Source organism: Psychrobacillus antarcticus, from assembly GCF_029533155.1.
Classification (GTDB): domain Bacteria; phylum Bacillota; class Bacilli; order Bacillales_A; family Planococcaceae; genus Psychrobacillus; species Psychrobacillus antarcticus.
Map to the genome: position 1 here is coordinate 1 of NZ_JAIZDB010000030.1, position 22,566 is coordinate 22,566.

At 35.4% G+C, this 22,566-nt stretch carries 21 protein-coding genes; 6 read left to right on the top strand and 15 right to left on the bottom strand.

What is annotated here, in order from left to right; all coding sequences use genetic code 11:
- Window positions 1–95 (top strand): ATP-binding protein (locus LDK52_RS15230; RefSeq protein WP_277586213.1); only part of this gene is annotated, 95 nt, incomplete at its 5' end.
- Between the two features lie 76 nt (window positions 96–171).
- Here the strand turns inward: LDK52_RS15230 and LDK52_RS15235 are convergent.
- Together LDK52_RS15235 and hutG are read right to left on the bottom strand one after the other, a co-directional pair.
- A complete protein-coding gene (locus LDK52_RS15235) occupies window positions 172–411 on the bottom strand; it encodes a hypothetical protein (RefSeq protein ID WP_277586802.1) in 240 nt (79 codons plus the stop codon).
- Window positions 377–1,342: a formimidoylglutamase gene (gene hutG / locus LDK52_RS15240; protein WP_277586803.1), complete on the bottom strand. Its 966-nt coding sequence runs from the start codon at window positions 1,340–1,342 to the stop codon at window positions 377–379. Before hutG ends, LDK52_RS15235 begins: the two co-directional genes overlap by 35 nt.
- A gap of 165 nt (window positions 1,343–1,507) precedes the next feature.
- On the opposite strand from hutG, the gene LDK52_RS15245 reads away from it, so the two are divergent.
- Window positions 1,508–1,999: a hypothetical protein gene (locus tag LDK52_RS15245; protein WP_277586804.1), complete on the top strand. Its 492-nt coding sequence runs from the start codon at window positions 1,508–1,510 to the stop codon at window positions 1,997–1,999.
- 68 nt (window positions 2,000–2,067) lie between these two features.
- Here the strand turns inward: LDK52_RS15245 and LDK52_RS15250 are convergent, their stop codons facing one another.
- The 5 genes from LDK52_RS15250 to LDK52_RS15270 all read right to left on the bottom strand — a co-directional run bounded on the left by LDK52_RS15250 (window position 2,068) and on the right by LDK52_RS15270 (window position 6,362).
- Window positions 2,068–2,799: an MBL fold metallo-hydrolase gene (locus LDK52_RS15250; RefSeq protein ID WP_277586805.1), complete on the bottom strand. Its 732-nt coding sequence runs from the start codon at window positions 2,797–2,799 to the stop codon at window positions 2,068–2,070.
- A 151-nt stretch (window positions 2,800–2,950) separates the two neighbouring features.
- On the bottom strand, window positions 2,951–3,979 hold the full coding sequence (gene splB / locus LDK52_RS15255; protein ID WP_277586806.1) for a spore photoproduct lyase: 1,029 nt from the start codon (window positions 3,977–3,979) through the stop codon (window positions 2,951–2,953).
- 127 nt (window positions 3,980–4,106) lie between these two features.
- The gene (locus LDK52_RS15260) at window positions 4,107–4,358 is read right to left on the bottom strand and encodes an MBL fold metallo-hydrolase (protein ID WP_277586807.1); all 252 of its coding nucleotides are present in this window, start codon (window positions 4,356–4,358) and stop codon (window positions 4,107–4,109) included.
- Entirely contained in the window at window positions 4,352–5,461 is a 1,110-nt protein-coding gene (locus LDK52_RS15265; RefSeq protein WP_277586808.1) for a metallophosphoesterase, read from the bottom strand. Before LDK52_RS15265 ends, LDK52_RS15260 begins: the two co-directional genes overlap by 7 nt.
- A 223-nt stretch (window positions 5,462–5,684) precedes the next feature.
- Window positions 5,685–6,362, bottom strand: a complete 678-nt coding sequence (locus LDK52_RS15270) for an ankyrin repeat domain-containing protein (protein WP_407081824.1) — start codon at window positions 6,360–6,362, stop codon at window positions 5,685–5,687.
- 130 nt (window positions 6,363–6,492) lie between these two features.
- Between LDK52_RS15270 and LDK52_RS15275 the strand changes: the two genes are divergently transcribed.
- Together LDK52_RS15275 and LDK52_RS15280 are read left to right on the top strand one after the other, a co-directional pair.
- Window positions 6,493–6,819 carry a nucleoside triphosphate pyrophosphohydrolase gene (locus LDK52_RS15275; RefSeq protein ID WP_277586809.1) on the top strand — a complete coding sequence of 109 codons (327 nt, stop codon included), beginning with the start codon at window positions 6,493–6,495 and terminating at the stop codon, window positions 6,817–6,819.
- The gene (locus LDK52_RS15280) at window positions 6,812–9,214 is read left to right on the top strand and encodes a DEAD/DEAH box helicase family protein (RefSeq protein WP_277586810.1); all 2,403 of its coding nucleotides are present in this window, start codon (window positions 6,812–6,814) and stop codon (window positions 9,212–9,214) included. The genes LDK52_RS15275 and LDK52_RS15280 overlap by 8 nt, the downstream gene beginning before the upstream one ends.
- Window positions 9,215–9,627: 413 nt before the next feature.
- Here the strand turns inward: LDK52_RS15280 and LDK52_RS15285 are convergent, their stop codons facing one another.
- From LDK52_RS15285 to LDK52_RS15305, 5 genes are all read right to left on the bottom strand, one after another.
- Complete coding sequence (locus LDK52_RS15285) at window positions 9,628–11,961, bottom strand: hypothetical protein (protein WP_277586811.1); 2,334 nt, start codon at window positions 11,959–11,961, stop codon at window positions 9,628–9,630.
- A 211-nt stretch (window positions 11,962–12,172) separates the two neighbouring features.
- Window positions 12,173–14,104, bottom strand: a complete 1,932-nt coding sequence (locus LDK52_RS15290; RefSeq protein ID WP_277586812.1) for a DUF2075 domain-containing protein — start codon at window positions 14,102–14,104, stop codon at window positions 12,173–12,175.
- 323 nt (window positions 14,105–14,427) lie between these two features.
- Window positions 14,428–14,724, bottom strand: a complete 297-nt coding sequence (locus LDK52_RS15295) for a hypothetical protein (protein ID WP_277586813.1) — start codon at window positions 14,722–14,724, stop codon at window positions 14,428–14,430.
- 52 nt (window positions 14,725–14,776) lie between these two features.
- Window positions 14,777–15,487: a nuclease-related domain-containing protein gene (locus LDK52_RS15300; protein WP_277586814.1), complete on the bottom strand. Its 711-nt coding sequence runs from the start codon at window positions 15,485–15,487 to the stop codon at window positions 14,777–14,779.
- 84 nt (window positions 15,488–15,571) lie between these two features.
- Window positions 15,572–16,630 carry an NERD domain-containing protein gene (locus LDK52_RS15305; RefSeq protein ID WP_277586815.1) on the bottom strand — a complete coding sequence of 353 codons (1,059 nt, stop codon included), beginning with the start codon at window positions 16,628–16,630 and terminating at the stop codon, window positions 15,572–15,574.
- Between the two features lie 246 nt (window positions 16,631–16,876).
- Here LDK52_RS15305 and LDK52_RS15310 point away from each other — a divergent pair, with 246 nt between their 5' ends.
- Both LDK52_RS15310 and LDK52_RS15315 read left to right on the top strand, forming a co-directional pair.
- Window positions 16,877–17,179, top strand: a complete 303-nt coding sequence (locus LDK52_RS15310) for a hypothetical protein (protein ID WP_277586816.1) — start codon at window positions 16,877–16,879, stop codon at window positions 17,177–17,179.
- Between the two features lie 128 nt (window positions 17,180–17,307).
- Complete coding sequence (locus tag LDK52_RS15315; protein ID WP_277586817.1) at window positions 17,308–17,763, top strand: staygreen family protein; 456 nt, start codon at window positions 17,308–17,310, stop codon at window positions 17,761–17,763.
- Window positions 17,764–18,246: 483 nt separating this feature from the next.
- Here the strand turns inward: LDK52_RS15315 and LDK52_RS15320 are convergent, their stop codons facing one another.
- The 3 genes from LDK52_RS15320 to LDK52_RS15330 all read right to left on the bottom strand — a co-directional run bounded on the left by LDK52_RS15320 (window position 18,247) and on the right by LDK52_RS15330 (window position 22,088).
- Complete coding sequence (locus tag LDK52_RS15320; RefSeq protein ID WP_277586818.1) at window positions 18,247–19,086, bottom strand: alpha/beta fold hydrolase; 840 nt, start codon at window positions 19,084–19,086, stop codon at window positions 18,247–18,249.
- A gap of 215 nt (window positions 19,087–19,301) precedes the next feature.
- Window positions 19,302–20,420: a hypothetical protein gene (locus tag LDK52_RS15325; protein WP_277586819.1), complete on the bottom strand. Its 1,119-nt coding sequence runs from the start codon at window positions 20,418–20,420 to the stop codon at window positions 19,302–19,304.
- 6 nt (window positions 20,421–20,426) lie between these two features.
- A complete protein-coding gene (locus LDK52_RS15330) occupies window positions 20,427–22,088 on the bottom strand; it encodes a hypothetical protein (protein WP_277586820.1) in 1,662 nt (553 codons plus the stop codon).
- Between the last annotated feature and the right edge of the window lie 478 nt (window positions 22,089–22,566).

Here is a 22,566-nt window from a genome sequence, read left to right on the forward strand (position 1 = left end):
CAATATTAGACCGAGTTTTACATCACGCAACCGTCGTTTCAATTGTAGGAGATTCTTATAGATTGAAGAATCATTTAACGAAGGAAAACGAGTAATTTTGTACATACTTACGCAAGCGGAAATGTACATATTTGTGTTGACATTTATACGTGGGTTGGTCCGAATCGCAAATTAGTCGCTGCGAATCGCAAGGTCGACCCCAAGAATCGCAAGATACTTCCGGTTAATCGCAAGTTCAGCTCCGCAAATCGCAAGGTCGAAACATCGTTTGGTGCGAATCGCAAGGTCGACCCCAAGAATCGCAATATACTTCCGGTTAATCGCAAGTTCAGCTCCGCAAATCGCAAGGTCTAAACGTTGTTTTGAGAGATTAATTCTACCTTCTTCCCAAAAACGATGTAATTGCTTCATTCGTCAAATATGCTCCAAGTTTTACGGTTCGATTATTTTCATCCATAAGGGGATTGACTTCCGAAATATCAAAAGACAACACCTTTTCATGGGAAGTTACGGACTTGATCATTGCACGAACTATCGAAGGATCCAAACCAAATGGTGATGGAGCGCTTACACCGGGTGCAAACGCAGCATTCAGTACATCCATACATAGCGTAAGCATGATGCAATCATGTTTTTGGATAAACTCCTCTATCGCTGTTTTCACTTGGACCATTTGACCATCGTGCATATCCTCTTCGTAAATATAGGGCACATTGAGTTCATCTGCCGTGTCGAATAGATCTTGCGTATTTCCGTAACGCTGGATACCCAGAACGAAATAACTATTGTTTTTATCTTGTTCTAGTATTTGTCTGAACATCGTCCCCGAAGAAGTCTGTTCATCGTATGGACGCAAATCAAAGTGCGCATCTAGATTAATAATCCCTAGCTTTGCTTCTTTTCCAATATGATTTCTAACACCAAGATAATGTCCATAAGCGGTTTCATGACCGCCACCAAGAATAATCGGGATCATCTTTTTATTTAAAACTTCGGTTACTAACTCCCCAAGTTGTTGCTGTGCTTTTTCTAAGTCATTGCCAATGCACTCAATTGTCCCTATATCTGCAAGATGCTTTTCATTAGATAACTTCCACGGCAGCTTTGCCAATTCTGAACGTAGTGCGTTCGGTGCAATTGCCGCTCCTAGCTTACCTTTATTTCTCCGGACACCTTCTTCACTTTCAAAGCCAATAATTACACAAGTTTCATCCGTAGACTTAAGCATTTCCGTTTCTTTCAGTTCAACGATTTGGTGATACCTGAAACTTGCTCTATTTTCAAGATGATCGGTACGACCAGACCAAATACCCTCAGTTACTTTTTTTAGCAAGCCACTCATCCTTTCTAAAATTTAAGAATCTATATTTTTATCAAGTATAAATGAACGTATTATTTATTAATATATAAAATGCCAAATCATTGCTGAAAATGAAATAGATGACAATATCTGCTAAACTAGTAGAAACCACGATACTCTAATATAATACGAAAGTTAGGTGGAGCTATGAGTGTTTTCCTATTCATCATAATGACCATCTCGTTAACAATAATTGTACTAATAACTATTTATGGATTAAGAGCAAAGACTAGCGAGAATATGATGCTATTCCAATCCCTGCTATTCTTCTATTTATTCAACTTTTTTTTAATAGCAATACCTCTCGTTTATAAACTATTTCCAGAGCCAGAAATAGATAATACCAGTCATCTTTTTACGATGCTGTTTCCAGGGATAAGTTCACATTACGTCGGCTTCATTTTCATCGTACTGTTTCCAACGGTTGTGGGTGTATTACTTTCCATGACAATACTAGGTATTAAAGGACTAGCTCAATGGAAGACAAGGAAAGATAAACTTTTGCTCGCAATATCCATTCTCTCCATCACTAGCATCGCATCCTTTTCAGTAACGTTTATCCTCTATCCATTATTAACTATTTACATCATCATTCTCAAATTGGTGAGGAGACAAAATGAGAAATCAAATCCTATTTAACTTTAGTCCTACATGCACAAAAAAGCTGGTAGAACAAATACCTCAAAGAGCATTCATTCTATCAGCTTTTATAATTCTACTAACATTCCCGTCTTTGCCAACTCAATATTTGGATTACCTTGTTTTTTCGCACTAACTACTAAATCGTTTAAATCACCGTAGTGCGGAAGATGTGTTAATAACACCTTTTTTGCTTTTGATTGTGCTGCTAGTATTCCCGCATGCTCGGACGTCATATGTCCCGAACCTTCTCCGTTCATTCCTTCGTACAAGCTACATTCCGTAATTAGAAGATCTGCGTTCGCTGCAAATGAAATTAACTCAGGCGTAAAGCAAGTATCCGATATAAACACCATACTTTTGTTGTCACATTCAATTTTAATACTATATGTTTCTACTGGATGAATATTTCTCATAAATGTACAGCTGAATGGGCCGATCTCTAACTTACTCTTTTCGTTAAACGAATCAAATCGGGAATGAGCAATAGCCTCCACTTGCTTTTGCATCGCCTCATCTGCTGGACCATAAACACATAATTCTTCATCCACTCTACCTAACTGTGTATTCACCAGTCTTGAGAATAAATACGCACCAATATCACTGAAATGATCATAATGATAATGAGTTAAAATAACATGATTAATATCATTCAGATCAATATAATTTTGTAACTCCGATAGGACGCCACTCCCACAATCGACTAATAACGAAAATCCTTCGTGCTGTATTAAATATCCCGAACAAGGACCATTCTTTTTAGGGAACCCTCCCCACATACCAATCACTCTACATTGCATACGTTTAGCCTCTTTCCGAATCAACCATGATTCCACAATATTATCATAAATTAAAACGCCCGCCTCTTTATATAGAGCTTTCATTGTTTGTCGCTACATAAAAAAAGCGTAAAGCCCCAGTTTCCCGTGGACCTTACGCTTCTTTGATTGTTCAAGTAAAATACTCTAACTTCGCATTCGGAAAGTACTTTTCCATATAGCCGTATAGATGAGATTTTATGTCATCCTCTTCATCCTTTTGGTAAATATACTTACCAATTCCATACTTGCCCCATTTGTAGCGTCGTTCTTCTTCATTTAACTCCAATTTTGACTTTGGGTAATTCTTTTCAATCACTTTTTTCGCAGGCTTCGTAAATCGATGCTGAATAAATTCAAAGGTAATATCATCTCTAGCATCTTGCGGCAATTCCTCGTCTAGTCTCTCAAACATGTGGCGGTAACCTTCTTCCCAGCCATCATGAAGATAAATGGGGGCAACGATAAAACCTAATGGATAGCCAGCTCTTGCCACTTTCGCTGCAGCCTCGATTCTTTTATCCAAAGGTGAAGTGCCGGGCTCGAAATTTTTAATGACATAGTCAGCATTTATGCTAAATCTGAATCGCGTATTGCCATTATGTTTGGCATCTAGTAAATGGTCGACAAAATGGAATTTCGTTACAAAACGTAGTCTACCTAGCTCTGTTTGACCGATATGTTCAATGGCTCTTTTTAATGAATGCGTTAAATGGTCAATTCCCACAATATCGGATGTACACGCTGCTTCAAATCGAGTAATCTCAGGTGCGCGTTCTTCGATGTATTGATCAGCCGCTTCGAAAATCTCCTCCACGTTTACGTAAGTTCGAATGTATGGTTTGCTGCCCATCGTCGTTTGCAAATAACAATAATGGCAATGCCCCATACATCCTGTCGCAAGCGGGATTGCATATTCAGCTGATGGCTTAGACGTATCGAATTTTAACGTTTTTCGAATCCCTACGACTAAAGTCGATTTGGCGATACGATATTTTTGAGCGTCCGTTTCACCCGGCAAATCCCGAATTTGGTTATGCGAAGTCGTAAAGCGCGTTTCAATCCCCATTTTCTCGAACTTTTCCTTCAGTTCTTTTCCAAGCGGATAATCCAGTGCATTCGGTTCAAAATAAACAAGCTGTGGTACGAAGGGTTTATTCATACCGCCAACTCCCTATTCTATAATTTTTATTCATCCAATCACCTTTCTCTTTTTATATAGCTTGTCTTAAAAGAGCGAAATTATGAAAATGGACTTTCTCAGGGGAGTGTTCGGTTAGAGCGAAAATCTAAACAAAGAAAATCCAGTAAAGAAACAAGTTTAATTGTTTCTTTACTGGAGTGGTTAATATTATCAATGGATTATTTTCTTTGTAAAAAAGAAATAACCGTCCCTCAGCATTCGATTCTATTGAATCAGTCGCCGTATCAATCACCGTATAGCCATTTTTTCCTTCTATTAAATAGCAGTTAACCTCACCCATTCCTTCTGGAAATTTAATAACTAGTTTATGTATACCATCAGTTACATCTGTTAACATTCCACTTCCCCTTTTTTAAAGAAACAATCTTCTGGTAACCAACCAACCTCTCCATTTTCTCGCTTCACAAGAATATATCCGTCACATTCATTATCAACCATCCATATTTTTTCACCTTGTTTAACAGATAGAAAAGTTGTGCTCAAGTCCGTTTTGGCGCGAGCCGATTCATGAGTAATTACTAGATATTCATTTTTAATCCATTGTTTTATCCCGAGATTCGTATTTTCACACAAAGTAAAGTATTTCTCATGTTGTATTATTTGCATGTCGTAATTTGGATATGTCACTGTTCCTACCCTTTTCGTGGAATCGTTATATTCTTTTTGCACGATCATTTTGCTTGTTAACTCATCCACATATGTATATGTATACGTTCCATTTTGGATAATTAGCGCATTTAGTTGTCCTTCTTTTTTAATCTGATTTCCACCGTCTAGTGCTATTACTTTTTTATCCAGGTCAATGATTGGATTATGAGAACTAACTTGGCTTGCACGATAATTAACGACTGGCCAATGACCTACGATGATAACTTTATCGGCTTGGTGCTCTTGCTTATAAAACTCTTGCGTATTTAAAGCAATCTCTTCTTTCGTTTCTCTCCAATTTTCTATGTTTTCGATACCTGCATGAATGACAATAAAGTCATCGGTTTCATAAGCAATTGGTAATGAATCTATCCATTCTATTTCCTCCTGAAAATATTCACGGTAATAGTGGGCAAGTTCTTCTAGATTTATGAAATCTTCTATTGTTTTACTATGTTTTGCTAGCATTTCATTTAAAATAGAATGCTTTTGTCTATTCATGTACGAATTGATAGATTCACTCCCATGAAATACATAACGATGGACTACATCACAGTTTCCCTTTGTAATGTAAACTTTATTGGATGGTTTAGATAAACCTCTTACAAATTCCACTACTTCTAAACTATTTGGTCCTTTTTCGCAAAGATCACCATTAATGAATAAGTAATCATTCTCTGTATAATCTACTTTTCGTAATAGTTTTTTGAATAGCTTTAGATTTGCGTGTATATCTGAAATGACTACCACACGTTTTGTTTTGTCTAATTGTAGCCTTCTTACTTCAATCATTAACTCACCTCCCAAAATATTATAATTTTAAGAATATTATATCAAAAAAACTAGTTATAAATATGTTTTCATGAAAACTATAGAAAAAATGCTTTCTAATGAATTAGTTTTTGCTTAAAAACACAAAAAGCAATCAGCCACTTTCATATATGACTGATTACTATTGATTGTATGCGTATTAAACTATTATTTGATAAAAGATTTAACGGCCGTTAAGGTGATGTTATTTAGCTTCAGCTTCTAACAAAATCGCTTCGATTTCCTTAAATCCTTTTTCCCTAGCATGAGCAAGCGGCATTACGCCATCCTTATCCGCAAGATTCACATCTGCACCATGCTCGATTAATAGCCGAATTGTATCCTGCTGTTTTTCCGAGCCATCGTTTAATATAATCGCCTCGAGTAAAGCAGTCCACCCTAAATTATTCACATGATTGACGTCCGTCTTTGTATTGGTCAAAAGCTCTTCGACTACTTCTACATAACCATGCTCAGAAGCGGGGATGAGCGCAACTCCACCATACCGATTCGTAATTGTCGGATCCGCTCCAGCAGCAATCATTAGCCTTAAGATATCCATATATCCTTCTGCTCCTGCATACAAAAACGGATTATTAAGCATGTCATCCTGAATATCCACAATAGCCCCAGCATCAACTAAGAGCTTGACCATATCGACATCATTTGCATATGTAGCAATCATAACTGCAGTCCTACCCTGCTCATCCTGCGCATTAATATCGACACTTTCCTCAAGTAACTCTCTAACTGCATCAAAATCCTTTGCTTCCACTGCCACAAACAATTGCTTATTCATCGTCTCATCCTCTCCTCCGCTCATAGCTATACAACCTTGGAGGATAAAAATGATTCCAACAAATAAAAGAAGCTTTTTCATAATATCCCCCAATTCTTTCTATTATCATACTAAGTTCATATACCAAAAACAACCCAAGAAATAGCGTTGGAATAGACTCGCCTTTCAAATAATCCTAATTTTCTCTATAATAAAAGAAAAAGGGGGATGTCCAATGCCAGTTTACAACAAACTAGTGCGCGACTTAATACCACAAGTCATCGAAAACGCAGGCAACAAATTTACTACACGTACACTAGATCCTTCCGAACACTTAACGGAAATAAAGAAAAAACTATATGAAGAAGTACAGGAATTCCAAGAAACGATGAACCACCAAGATGCATTAGAAGAACTAGCCGACATTTTGGAACTCATCCATTCTGCTCTTCCTATACATGAAGCAACTTATGAAGACCTTGAGAAAATCCGCATTGCTAAGAAAGAAAAACGAGGTGGATTTGAGGAAGGGATATATTTGATAGAGGTTGAGGATGAATAAGTTACGGCTTATTACGTCGAATCTTATTCAAGATTTAACAAAGCTGTCCGAAGATGCATCAAGCATTTACTGGGTAACTGCCTTCGCAATGAAGTCAGGCGTTAAACTAGTGCTTCCTCTATTAAAGGAAGCACTAGATAGAAATACGGAACTTAAAATATTGGTTGGGGATTATTTATATATCACGCAACCCCAAGCACTGGAATTACTGTTACAGGAATTACCTGGAGCAGAGATTCGAATACATAAAAGTAGAGGCATCTCCTTCCATCCGAAGGCTTATTTGTTCCGTTCAGAAATAACGAATCATTTAATCGTCGGATCATCCAATCTATGTGCATCTGCACTTCAAAAAGGTATTGAATGGAATCTATATGCCCCTGCTGAAGTGAGTGGAACTGTTTTCGAGGAAGCAACAGATGAATTTATGAAGCTGTTTTATTCGGACGCTACCATTGCTTTGAATAAAGAATCACTAGAAACTTATGCCACTGCATATGAACAAGCAAATCTTACAGTTGCATTAAGTCAAAAATGGTCTGAATCGGAAGAGCAAGAAGTCATGTTTGGACCTATTAGCTCTGATTCAACAGTTCATGAACAAGGAGAACCCTATATAACAGAAACGACCGAGCTGACACCGCGACCGGCACAGGTTTTGGCATTAGATGCATTACAGGAAACAATGCAAGATGAATACGACAAAGCACTTGTAGTTCTAGCAACAGGTCTTGGCAAAACATATTTAGCTGCTTTCTTCGCGGAACAATTTAAGCGTGTGTTATTTATTGCGCACCGTGAAGAAATATTAAACCAAGCAAAAGCTTCATTCTTACATGTTCATCCAGCAAAAACAGCAGGACTATACAATGCTATCGAGAAAAATAAGGATGCCGACTTTGTCTTTGCATCCATTCACACACTCTCTCAAAAATTTCATCTGGAACAATTTGATACAAAGACATTCGATTTAATCGTAATCGATGAGTTTCACCATGCAGCTGCTCCAAGTTATGAACGAGTTTTAGACTACTTTAAACCAAAATTTCTACTCGGTTTAACTGCAACACCTGATCGTTTAGACAATAAAGATTTCTATAGCATCTGTGATGGAAACATCGCAATTCGCATCCACTTTATCGATGCGATTCAGCGAAACTGGCTCTCTCCCTTCCACTATTACGGAGTTTTCGACGAAACAGACTACTCCCAAATTCGATGGATTGGAACAGGTTATGATGAGGAAGAATTATCTCGAGTTCAATTAAGAGAAGAAATGGCTGAGAAAATTCTACAAGCATGGATAGAGCGAAAACAAACAAGAACAATCGGCTTCTGCTCCACTGTAAGACAAGCCAATTTCCTAACTAATTACTTTGCAAAAGCCGGCTACCGCTCCGTAGCTTTGAGTGGAACTACTCCAAGAAATGAACGAATAAAAGCAAGAGAACAGTTAGAATCAGGACAACTCGATATCATTTTCACTGTAGATTTATTCAATGAAGGAGTAGACATTCCATCAGTAGATACCCTTCTCTTTGCACGCCCAACGGAATCCATTGCAGTCTTTACCCAGCAAATCGGTCGTGGACTTCGTCTAGCTGAAGGAAAAACTCACTGTGTCATCATTGATTTGATCGGTAACTACCGAAATGCAGATACAAAACTAACCGTATTTACACCAGATTCAACTGATAAAGCACTATTAAATACAATCCAAACTTCCTTACCAGGGCTATGTGCATTTCATCTGGAAACAGAAATTATCGACTTGGTAAAAGAAATGGCTAGAAAAGCTGCATCCCATAAACAAAGGCTAATCTATGAATATTTCAGATTAAAAGAAGAAATGGGCACGAGACCAACTTATCTTGACTATCATCTAAAATCCGGAATAATCGCAACAAATGTCAAAAAAGAATTCGGTTCATATGTAGGAATGCTGAAAGAAGCTGAGGAATTTAATGAACAGGAATTAGAAGCTTTTGATCTATATAAAGATTGGCTAGAGGAAGTAGAAAAAACTGCCATGACCAAAAGTTATAAAATGGTTCTATTAAAATACATGCTTTCAAGAGGTGTAGATCATTGGTATGAACCAGTAAAAGCGGTGGAAGTTGCTCCCTTCTTTGCCGAGTACTTAACTGCGAAGGAATATAGAAGAAAGATTGATGTGATTGATACCGATTTGAAGAAAGTTGCTTCTTTAATTGAGCGGATGCCTATGACTAAATGGAGTGGGTCTTCTAAAGGGAAGATTACTTATGAAAATGGAGTACTGAAGTTGAATTTTGATGTGACGAAATCTGTGAATGATATTGTTTTTGAATGGACTAAGGAGATTTGTGAGTTTCGGTTGCATTGGTACTTTGAGAAGAAGGGTGAGAAGATTTAAAGGTATCTATTATTGAATAGATACCTTTAAACTCTGCTTGGAACTAATAATTCTATATTATTTCTTGCCCGGTTCACCGTAATAATTCTAAGTGCGGTTTTCATTTTCACTATATCATTATAAAGATATCCACAATTAGAATTTTGAAGAGTTTATTATGTAATTGAGTCAATTTCATAATTATTTATTCCACAAGTAAAGACGAGCGATTTTTAACTTTTATCATTTCATTGTTCGTTAATGTATCGAACTACTCTCGTTAATTATAGCGGAAGGTGACGACTCCTGCGGAAACAGCGCGAGCTGAAGACCCCGCAGGAGTGAAACGACGAGTAGACTAAAGTCGTGCCCGCTGAAATCAACATTGTTCGTGTTACATGTTTAATAGCTCCATTATGATATTGAATCAATTATCAATTTGTTATTTCAATCATTCTTCTTGGGTAACCTTTATACATTTTTGTGAATTCTGAGGTTTCACTATATCTATATCTCAAGTATTGATTAGAAAACTCTAGCCTGATAGCAGATATGATTACTAAAGTATCCCCTAAATTTGGTAGTTTAGCCAGACTATATTGAGACGATGGACTTATATTAATTTGCTCGCTTTTATGATTAATATAAGAATTAAACCCTCTTCTGAAAGTATCTTCGAACGTTCCATTAAATTGATAGACAACCGGACAAATCCCATTGTATTCCAGTATTTCACCAATTTCTTTCAAAGCGTTACATGCTTTATTAATTTCAATACTATCAGGAAAATCCTCCCTTTTATGCTCAATTCTATTCCTTACACTAGCTACATTATTTTGTTCAAAAAGTAACGTTACATTTTTTAGTAAGCGATATACATTTTGATATACTTCCCCAGATAAATCTAGGACCATTTTAGTATGATTAAATGGAAATTTAAACAGATCAGTTTTATTTACATATGAAGGAATATCAGTATTATTTCGTTTGTAAATATCTCGAGTACTGACAAGTTCGTTACAATATTCAGCAAGGATTGTAAAACCTTGGATAAGAGGATAAAGGGTGTTTTTTCCGTCTTTATCAAAAATAATCGGTCCGCTATCAGTTATTTTTTTCCCACTTAGTTCTTTAGACATAAATAAACGAGCATTCTCTAAATTAAATTCAAATTTTGTCTCTCCATAATGATCAGATAATAATACCCATGTTATAAACGATAAACTAACATCTAAAATTTCTTCAACCGATACGAATAAGTTAACTGCTGAACTTCTAATATTCTCCTTATCCATCTCATTATAGGAATGCATTGATGAAGATACTTTTTCAAGATGTTCTAAACGATTCCAATATTTCAGTAGATATTCTGGAAACGAATTAATATTAAATCCTAACTTCCATAATATCTTATTTATTAATTTCTCTTCCTGGAGAGTATCATTTGGAATATAAAAGTTCTTTATTAATAGATAATCAAATGTAAATTTAATATGTCTAGGGTTATCTAAAAGAAAATCTCTTACTATTTGTTTTGGATTTTCATTCATTAATAAATTATCAAATTTATCATTAAAATCTTTTCCTTCTATTAATCTAAGTTTCCAGTCTATTTCTTCTTCGTCTTTATAGATAGACATAATTAGATGCTTAAGTCTCAACGATGATAAGCCCCTATTTTTTGATATAAATCTAAAACCTAAATTCGATACTTCACATTTCAAATTTAAGGAGCCTGCTATATTATATCCGAAATATGAACTTCTTATCTCAGTATGAGGAATTATTATCTGATTTTTATTAATTAAATCTTCTAAAGCAGATATAATATCAATATTTTTAAAGAGTAAAATTAGTTGAAAACATTCATTTAATGTAACATTTTTCGAAATATGTTCTGCTGATCCAGAGAATTTTTTGCTAACTGCCGAATTTTGAGGTCGTTTACTCCAGAAATATGAATTATTATTTATTAGTTCCAATAATAACTCTTTAAGTTCTTCTTTACTAAAAGAATTAATTAGAACAAATGGTAAATTAGATAAATCGTAATCAATTCTTACATCATCAGAAGCATAGTTTCTTAAAGTTTTCTCAAAATATTTTGGCAGACTTTTTTCACTTATAGATTTTACTAGTCTTCCAAGTCTAGTCTTGTCATATTCAGACGTAAGTTCTACAAAGTGCAATGAATTACAACTTAAATTATTACAGTGCCATAAAGGTGCACTCGAATTTACTGGTAACCATCTAGATTCTTCTGATTCTAAAATTCCCAATGGTCCTATTATATTTCTCCCCAATTGAAATACACCTATCGGGGTATCATTAAGAAGTAAATTTGTATTAATATTATCGAGTTCCTTTGGGCGTATATTAAAATTATCGAAAAAACGATCATAGAGCATTCTTTCATATATCCATGGAAATCTAATATTTCCTTTTATAATCTCATTTGAAAATGTATTTTTAAACCTTAATAAATCTGTTTTATCAATGTCAACTAATATGTCATCTGAATAAAATATATCTAAAATGCTTAGCTTAGACTCAGATTCTGTATAACTTTCACTACTTTGCAATGATAATGTTGATGCAATCATTTTACCAGTTGATGATAATATGATAGATTCTCCAAATTCAGAAGGTGCACTATAGTCTGAAGAAATAAAAGAGTTCTTGAAAAAGTGACGTAAAATTAATAACTCACAAAGTTTAGTTTGATAATCTTTGTTAACTTTATCTATTGTAGAGAGAGAAGCTTCCATGAAAAACACATCCTTCAATATTGATTAATATTTATATTACTAGAAATTTATTTTTCATTTGATTTTACTTATTCTTTAAAAATGTTAAATATCCTATAACCAATACTACCAAATAATATTAATTATTATATAGACCGAAAACTATGATCTTCTTTAAGATACTCACTTACTTATAGTACGCTTCACCGTATCATTATTAAAGTTTTTATTTCTACAAGCCATTATCCTCCGCAACTCGCATCTCGCCACCATCAATCTCTCCATAAACAAACTCTCTACTCAACCTCTGTCTAAAATACCTCTCTAATCCTTTGTCCATACAAAAGACAAAGCAGCCCTTCTGCCCTCTTGTCATCAGTGTCCTATAAGTATTACGAATAATCTTATCGGCAACAGCGTGAGCTTCCTCCGGGTTTTCCTTAATCATTTTCTTAATACCTTTTAAAGATTGGTCGGATTTTGCTCGTTTAGTATGGTCCGTAATGACCTGTCCATTTTCAGATCTTAGGTCGTCTCCGATGATGACACCGACGTAATCGAATTCAAGACCCTGGCATGTATGGATGCAGCCAGCTTCTGTGACGGATTCTTTATCGATTGCCCAGGTCGCACTGTTGTTTAGGTTCCAGCTTATGCCGAAGTTATGTTCATCTATGGTGATATCCTGGTAATCGGTTTTTGCACGAGTTGAGGATGGCCATTCCCAACAGTAGCCTGCAACCATTCGTGATTTATTCGTGCGTTTATTTAGTTTTTCAATTTCCTTTTGCATAACATTAGGATCTGAAAATACTCGGAAGTCGTAATCCATTCCCATGTCGTTTGCGTTTGCTGTTTCACGGATTTGGAGTACATCATCTAGCCAAGCAATGTAGCCATCCGAGCCGTCACATCTAAATTGGGATGCTAAATATCCAGTTGTAATAGTTGCTCCATATTGTTCTGCAAATTTCTTTAAAAGATTCACGCTACCTATATCCTTTAAAGTTACTCGCTGATTTTCATCGATGAAGAATATGGACATTTTGGAGGAATGGATAATTTCTTTGATTTGATTTTCCCCAAGATTTTGAAACATGCCTGATTTTGCATTGAGCCGATGTGCCTCGTCTACTATTAGTACATCTAGTTCATCTGCATTCGTTTCAGTATAGCTGCCAGATCCTTTAAATAGATTGTCGATTCTTCCTTTTTTAAAGTCGCCTTTTAGTTTGGTTGCGTATATACTACGTGGTGCTGCGTTTTTCGTGACGTATTGGCAGGTCATACTTTCATTTGTTAAAGCGACAAGAAGATTAATAGCAAGTACCGATTTCCCTGTACCAGGACCCCCTTCAATAATCATCACTTGTTTCGTATCTGTTTTCACTGCCTCTGTTGCTAGCTGAAGTGCCGTTTCATAGACTACTTTTTGTTCGTCAATCATAATAAACTCTCGGTTCCCTTTAAGCATGTTTGCTAAAGAGTCTTGTAGTGACTTCGAAGGTCGAATTCTTCCCATATCAATTTGATAGAGAATCTCTTTCTGATCGCCGTGCTTGATATGTAGTTTAATAAAATCCCTTAGCCGTTCCACTTCACCTTTTGTATAAACAGGTGCTAAATCTAAATAGTGGTCATATATTTCATCGGTTAATGGATCGTTTGGTACTTTACGATAATTATGTAAATATGCACATGGCTTTAATTGAATTTCCTGGAGCTGTACATTTTCGTTATAGTCTTCTATGAGGGCAGCGTAGGACCAAGCTTGATAGGATGGATGAGCAACCTGATGCAATCCTCTATTAAGCGCGGTTTTCACGATGGCTTCCTTACCTTCTACTTTTTCTATCTCAGACCATTGCTTTAACTCGACAATAACAACCGTATCCTTTTCTCCGTCATGACCAGAAAGAAGAAAGTCAACGCGCTTAGATGTATATGGAATGTTGTACTCAATAGCAACCCCTGCATCATCCGGTATGTTTTGATCATTAAGTACTCGATACATATGTAGCATGGAATTATCCCATGAACGGATTTCAGACTGGCTCGTCCCTCTACCCAGCTTCAGCTTAAATTGCTCTAAAATATGAGTAACTAACTCATCCTGATCCACATGATGTAGAAATTCTTTTTTGCTTGCTTCATATACAATCATTCAAAATTCCTCCAGTTTGAAAGAACACCAATATCTACCATTCTAATTACCTTCATATTATCACAATATTTAACTATTTAATTGGACTTTCTTTATAAAAGGGAGATAAAGTAAAGAAGCTGCTGAAATTGTATCTTCGGCAGCAACCATATGAGCAATATCCCTTTAAATTATGAATATAAAGTTATGCAAAAAGGACAAGACAGAGAAACTTATTTACCTGTTTTGTCCTTGTATAGTGAGAAATATTATTAATCCCTCTTTTCAAATTTCAATATTCTCTTTATAAGATGGTATTTCAATAGTATCAATTTTTTTACATGTCATAGATGCAATTCCGTCTTGTATTGCCTCAGTTGAAGTGCAGTGAGGCCCTTGATACTAATCATTTGTCTAGAATCAGTTATATGTGCATATTTTTGTTTAATATTTGCTGGCATGTATTTTGCATTAATGTAACCATTGTATGAGCCATCTTGGTTACATTTAATTTCTCGTGCAAGCTCTTTACCTCTTTGAAGACTTTGAGGTACTTGAAATCGATGTCTATTTCCTGAAACCTTTTCATTTAATTCTGAGTATGACTGAAATATTTTTATAGCCTGATTAAAGGTAAGCACTTTTATTCCCTCCATTCATAAATAAATAAGCGGTTAGACACAACTTTTACTTCTAGCGAGAAAACTTCCCCTTAATCCTTTCGGTATGTTGTTCTTTCACCGATTTATCTACCTTTTGGTACTGTGAAAGGAAACTATAAACTTTATCGATGTAAGCGGTTTGCAGAATGTTTGGGGATTGTTGTATTTGTTGTTCCATTAATTTAGATAAATGATTGCGTTTGATAACGTATGTATCTTTTGCCTCGGTGGTAACTTTCTTCAGCTCACATCTTTCGCTGAACACAATGACAGATGTAAATTGCACTGTTTCAACGGATGGCAACAGGGCTTTCAGCGCTATTATATGGCCTAGATTTTGCTTGATGGGATTGTAAAAGGAAAACTTCTGCCCATTCGGAAAGGTTTGTATCCACTTTTGTGACTTTTCATCCCCAAAAATCCAGCCGCTGTAGTTTTTCGACTCGATCACGTAGATGCCGGTTTCATGAAGGTAAACCAAATCGATTTCAGTCGTTTGTTCTTTGCCGTTGGGAATGTAGATATTGAACAATGCTTTATGGTACCCTGGCAATTTTGCCAACTTACCGTAGGATGAGAATTCACCGTAATGTCCTTTGTTGAACATGGTGGAGAATAGGCCATTTCCCGTCTGTTCCTTATAGGTAGAAATAACCGACTTTTGCTTGGGTTTGTCTGAGGGCTTACTTGCTGCAGAAGAGCTAAGTAAATCTTCTACACGACGGATTATTTTTTTAAACAAACACTCACAACCTTTCGTATATTCTTCCTTAAATATGTGCCCCACTATTTCTAACCATTTCTACCGCCTGGAACTCATTTACTTTTAACCTCTCGAAACCTGTCTCTGAATAACTTCAATTATTTCACGGCCATACTCCTCTATCTTTTTCTCACCAATACCTTTTATTGTTAATAGTTCTATAAAAGTTGTAGGTTGTTTTGAAACAATTTCGTCTAGAGTCTGATTGGAAAAAATATGAAATGCTTTCATACCTAAAACTGCTGCTTTCTCTTTTCTAAATGTTCTTAAAGCCTCTTCCAACCCTGATACAGTTGGAGACTGTTCTACTAGCGGGTTTTCCATAGCTTCTACTGTTTCACCCAATAGTTTCAATTCTACTGTATCATCTGTCTTTTCTATTTCTTCTTCGATGTGAGAGTTCAATAGAAAACCACTTATATCTGACATACGATTATCTAAAATTTGGACAGGGGAAGATTTTTTTAGTTCATTTGATATGTATCCAACTAATCCATCTACACGTACGATTCTATCTCGTATATCCTCTTTTGTCTTTTTCATATCTAGTATGGTTTTGTTATTCGTAAAAACTACTACTTGTTTAATTGGTGTTTTATTCCCTATTATTCCATTCTCCATCAATAAGGTTCGTAATACTTCTGTTTGTCTTTCTATCTGACGTATTGGGCTGTAGAATCCTTCTTGAAAAACTACCTTTTTACCTTTCATGACGTTCCGTATAAAATCTCCATGTTCTGTTACTTGAATATTCCCGTAGTAATTCTTCACTTCAATAACGAGTATAAATTTTCGGGTTATAACAACAAAATCAATTTGGGCTTTCCATTCTCCATGTTTCAATTGAAGATCATGCAAAATATGTATAGGAATAAACGCATTCATTAGCTCAAATTGAACACTTTTTTCACCGTATAATCCCAATTCAAAGATTTTTATTTTACTTTGTAAGTCTTTTTGAGTCTCTGACACCTTCTCATTTTCTAAGTCACTCTGAATTTTCTCGATTGTTTTTTGCGCAGAACTACCTTCTTTGATAAGAACAGGTACTCGTAGTTCTTCTTTATCCTTTAAAGCTAATTTTACTCGTTCTAAAAATGACTTTTTAGCAAATCCCGTCACTTCAATCTCTCCTCAAAATATCTTATATTTCTATTCCATATTTCTCTCATTTGAAAGAACAACAATATCTACCATTCTAATTACCTTCATATTATCATAATATTTAACTATTTCATCGGACTATTTTATAATTCAAGGAAAAAGTAAGGCTAACACATGGCAGCGAAGTCTGTTCTTCTTCACCAGGTTGCCCGAACTAATTCCAACAAGCCTATGTATATTACATATAGAAGGCGAGGGAATTATATGATTACTTGTTTGCATTGTGAAAAGAAAATGACAATTAGATATCGAGTAAATGAATTCGCAGATACGTTTTGTAGAGATGATTGTTATGAAAAATATTATGAGGAAAATGATATTAAATACACGGATCATTTTCACCCATATATCGATGACTACGAAGCAATGCGAAGGGTTTTTCTTGATTGGTCTGATCATTGGGAAGAGGAGCTAATCGAAAGAGGGAAAAACTTTCAAAGCAGTTCATATATGACACTTTGTTCAATGAAGGGTTCACATTCAAACAATATTTGCATCATACAATAAAATACTCCTTAGCCTTCCTTGTTTAGTGTAATGAAAATTCCTAGATAATTCTGAACATCCATGACTTATTACCGTTCTCAAACAAAAAAGTAGCATATACATATAAATAAACGATTGGGGTTAATAGCATGAGTAAGTTCAATTCAGAAAAACTATCTGTTGAATACAGGGATTGTGTAACCGCTACTGAACCGATTATTTCTAGAAAATACACACTAACTCACACTGATTTCACTGGAGAACTATTCTTAACAATTGGAACCCAATTTGCGTGGGATAAAGTCAACCCTGACATGAGAGATGAAGTATTAGGTGAATGGAAAACACATGAAAATTGTTTATATTACAATGTATTTCTATATATAGATCAAGGAGAGTATGACTTAACCACAGCAACCAAACGAGATGAAGTTTTCCGACGCGAATTACCACTTGCTTTAACAGCTATTCGGTACGGTGACAGGTTTTTATTCCACCTGTACCCAGATCTAAATAATGCCTTAATAATTGTAAACTTTATATCCACTTATCCTCAACTTGCTAAACAAGAGATTTGGCAGACTTTCAACAGTTTTCCCACATAATTCTCATCTAAAATTTGAAAAGGTTGAAATATATATTAAATACGCTCCCTGTGTTAGACACAACTTGAATATTATTCATAAATGTATCTAAGTTGTATTCCACAGGAGCATTTATGTTCCTAAATTTATCTACCCCGCTATTTTCCCCATAGTAAAAACACCTCCACACTTTTAATGCAAGGTGTTATTATCGTTCTCATTTTTTAGATCAGTGCGCCACATGATGTCACGGATTTCATCATATTATCTTTCTAGACTTAATTACCGCCGCGTTCATCCACTTGATGGTCATTTTGGCCATCTTTCACTTGAAGTTCTTCTTTCTGTTGGTCATTTAACTCATTGGGCTTTCCTTACTCAACATTTAAATCTTTTTGATTTGAAGATTCCTTTTCATGATTCAACTCTTTTTTCATTACATTCACCTTTCAGAAAGTGATGTGTTTACAATGGCAAAATAACTTTAACCTCGTAAGAAGCATATTATTTCGGAAGGGACATTTTTCCAGACAAAAACTGATCTACCAACTCGTTAAATCGCTTACTATGCTCCCAGAACATCAAGTGTCCGCCGAGTACTTCTATAGAGGATTTTGGAGAAACGTTTTGCGTAAATTCCACTGCTGCAGCTGACCAATGTTCTGCAACAATCGTCAATGTAGGTACTGTTTCACTAGCTGTTCTCGCTTCTTCTCGATAATCAGAGAACATGCCGGAAGCAAATAAATTCGCTGCAATATAATAGGGTGTTTTTAAGGATTGCTCGACTAGCCAGTTCAACTCGTCCTCGGTTACATCGCGTTGCACCATGACGCTTGTTGTATATGCCTTCATAAATTCTCGTTGACCTGCTGGATTACGTAAGTACGTGTTATAGATGGCCCCAATATCATTAAGGGGACCTTCCACCCAATCTTCTACAGCGTTTGTCGACAATGCCTTTGGTGACATGTCAATGAAAATAAGTGATTTTACATTGTCATAGCCGTTCTGTTTAAGATACTCCCAAACTGTTAAGCACCCGAACGACCATCCTGCCAGTGTAACGTTCTTTAATTGTAATGCATGGATTACCTTCGCCAAATCCGTTCCGTGTGTTACATAATCATTTCCTTGTAAAGTAGTCGATGAACGACCATGACTTCTTGGATCGATAACAATTACTCGATTTGTTTTGGCGAAATGTTCGACTTGATGGGTAAACACTTCGGTTGTAAATGTAAAGCCAGGGATGAAAACAATAGGGTCTCCACTTCCTACATCTTGCACATATAATTCTACATCAGTATCTACTTCCACATACTTTCTTTCCGACACTGTCATCAACTAGCCCCCTTTCGTAAGTGCAGCAATACTAGAATTCTTGTCCACTCTTCGTTATATACACCATATTCGACCCCTGTAATAATAATTCCACTTTCACATTTTCTAATAACTATCTACTTAAAATACGTTTCTATAGTTAGTTGCGAACATAAAGAAAAAAGAACATAAAAAGAGGAACGCTAGCTATTTTGGGAGCGTTCCTCTTTCATTATTTACTTAATTTGATTGCGCATTATCATAGCTTCTTGGATGACTTTGGATACGCCTGCTTCATTTGTAGGTGTTAACCCATTTTTATCTGGTTCTACTTTTTGGAATAAGTGAGTGTTTAATAAAGCAACTATGATATGGACAAACTTAATATTTGTATCAAGAAGAGTAATCTCATCATTTGTAAATTCTTCGAAATTAGACTTTGCATTAACTACATCTGCCAATTGGTACACTTGTCCATTATATTCAGATTGGATAGCGCACAATTCCTTCTCGAAACTTCCGGACGTTTTAGTCATTTTTCTTAAATAGCCATTAATGATTTTCATATTGTTTATACATTCATTTACTTCATGCACAGCATTTTCTATTTTATTTTTCAACGTTTTTTCTCGGAATTTTAAAATTGCAGCGAATATCGGCGAACGCATCAAACCATCCATGATGCCAGCATCTTCGTCATAAATCTTTATTAAATACGAATCAATCATTGCAAAATCAGCACCCACAACCGACTGTTTAAATAGCTCTTCAAAGGATATCTTTTGTCCATTTAACGAAATATTATAAACAGGACGATTATGGATTTTCTCTAACACTTCGGCAAAGAAAATAAGCTGGTCATGTAACGATTTTTTGACGTTCGTAATTTGTACTAGTTGCTTATTCAGCTTGTCATTTAGCATATTGCCTTCTTTTTGGTAGGACTCCAGTACATCAATACGGTGTACCAAATGTCTATTCTTACTATCAATACTTGTAGACGAATCTTTCCCAATATTTCTCATAATTATTTTTAACGGGATTTGAGCAGGAAATAGTACGTAAGCAGCGACTTCAGCAATATCAGCTTTTGATTCGATGTTTGCTTTGTCTTGAACGAAATTTTTGGCATCATATGTTTTATCAGCAACAAAATATTTTACGCTTCCAGCTTTCTCTTTTACAAAATGTTTTGCATCTGATCCTTTCTCGCCGACAAAATCTTTCACATCGCTTACTTTATCCTTCACAAAATATTTTGTATCAAAAGTTTTGTCCTCAACAAAATATTTCACATCATCGAATTTACCAGTAACTGCGTTTTTAACATTTTGCAACTTATTAAAGAATGCCATTTACTTTTACCCCAAACCAAAAGTTATTATTTTTGTTTTATCTTGCATAAATGCCTTTAGACCGTCGATGTCCTCGTAAGGCAAATCGAGATTCATACTATGTATAGCCTTGGTGACAATCGTATTTTTCTCATCCAATGTTGTTGCTAGCTTCAAGCTAGTTGTCATATTAGAAACCTGCAAAATTTGAGTATTTAGCTCATCCAATGGAAGCAACGCAAGCTCTGATACCTTCTCTTTTAATTTCATATTTAAATTAGTATAAAACTGCTGCTTTAAATCTATTTGATCAGCGAATTTGTTTAGATACGAAACTAGCTGAGCCACTTGTTTTGAATGGTCAATGAAATACACAAGTGAGATGCTAATAATACCAGTAGTAATTCCGCCTATAAAAATTGTTAGTGCTTCGCCAATCACTGGTATTTGTGCAACTGGTAATTTACTAAAAGCCTCCGATACAAAAGTTCCAGCTACAACAGAAGCGGCCAATATAATAATCTTAGAAATTGAGCGCATTAACTCCTCGGATGATAAATTATCCCTGTTAAACAAAAGAAGACTGAAAATTTCTGTTATGCTTCCCCAAAACTCGCGAATCAGTTTTACAACGCTTTTCGCGGTTCCAGCAAAGAAGTTCAATAAAAATGTGGAAAGTGACGACAAGATTCCAGCTAAAAAGCCATTAGCAAACGTTTCAATTAACGCTCTAAATTTCTTTTTCACCATTTCAAATGCTTCTTTAAACGCTTCTCCAACTTGCTCTAAAAATACCTTGAGTGAGAAGTTCTCTTTCATATTTTCAATAAGAATAGGAAATCTGCGGCGTACAATCATCCACACTTCTGAAAGTAACACACCAAGCACTTGACGAGTTCCCATTTTGACACCTTGCTTTGTGGAGTCTTTCCCGAGCTTTTCCCATGTCTTTTTATCTTTTAAATATGCCTGATTAATTGACTTATTGTAAACTTTACGTGCTTCTTTATCGACGTCTAACATTTTTTCAGCATTTATCTTGTTTAAGTTTTCGAGCTTGTTTAATTCTTTTCGCTCTTTATCAGATAAGCTCTCTCTATTCTTTAATTCGTTTATTTTTGTATTTGTCTGTGCCTGCTTTTGTTGTAATTCAAAAATGAACTGTTTCATTTCTTTTTGTTTTTTTGAACGATTGATTGAGCTGTTTGTGTGATTTAAATTCGAATCTGCATTTGCTAGATCAACACCGTCTAAATTCGTTAAGTAAACAGCCGGATCATCATGAATTTCTTTTGCGGCAATTGTATGATCTAAATCATAATTTTTGTTCAACCCGATATTTTCATCGGTGTATGCATCCTTTAACTCCCCGATGTCACGCAATATAGACGCTTCACGGTTTTTCAGCCTATAGTTCTCATGTCTATGATAAGCGTCTTTGTTATCTTTATATCTACCCCGATCTTCAAAACGATTTATTGCATCTTCGTCTTTCAGTCCATACTTTCGAGCAGTTAGTGGGGTATCAATGTTACCGCCGTCTTGATCGTTAAACATAAAATCCAACGCAAAAGAACGTAGTAATGTGGTCACAATTATTTTTTCATATTGTTGTAAAAGTGATTCTGAAGGAGGTAAATCTCCGTTCACCGGAACTTCGTCAACTAACATTAAGGGGTTTGTCGTCATCATGCCACCTACTTTTTACATATTTATCAATTCATTATACATGACGTATGTATTAATGAAATATACTTTTTATCAGTTATTATGGTAGATGACTGGCTCCTCCCTCTGCTATACTAGAATTCTTATCCACACTTCATTTTATACCCCATATTTGAACACGACTCACAATAAATGGTAACAGCGTTCTCGACGTTTTTCACTAAATTAGTTTAGGCATTTAGTTCGAGGGTATTTATAACTAACTGTATAAAAGCTAAAACTGCTATCCAATTAACTATTTCACTTTTCTTAAATCAGTTACTTATGAATCATTAAATTTAATCTAGTAAGAGAGAAATTTCACGAAAACCTCCCCCATTCCTCCAAAAGTTTCTTCCAGCTAGAGATTGTCTCATGCCTGCTTTATCCTATTCATTTTTCTATAGTCTCCTTAACTTTTATAAAAATTGAGTAAATTTATATTTATACAGCAAATTCA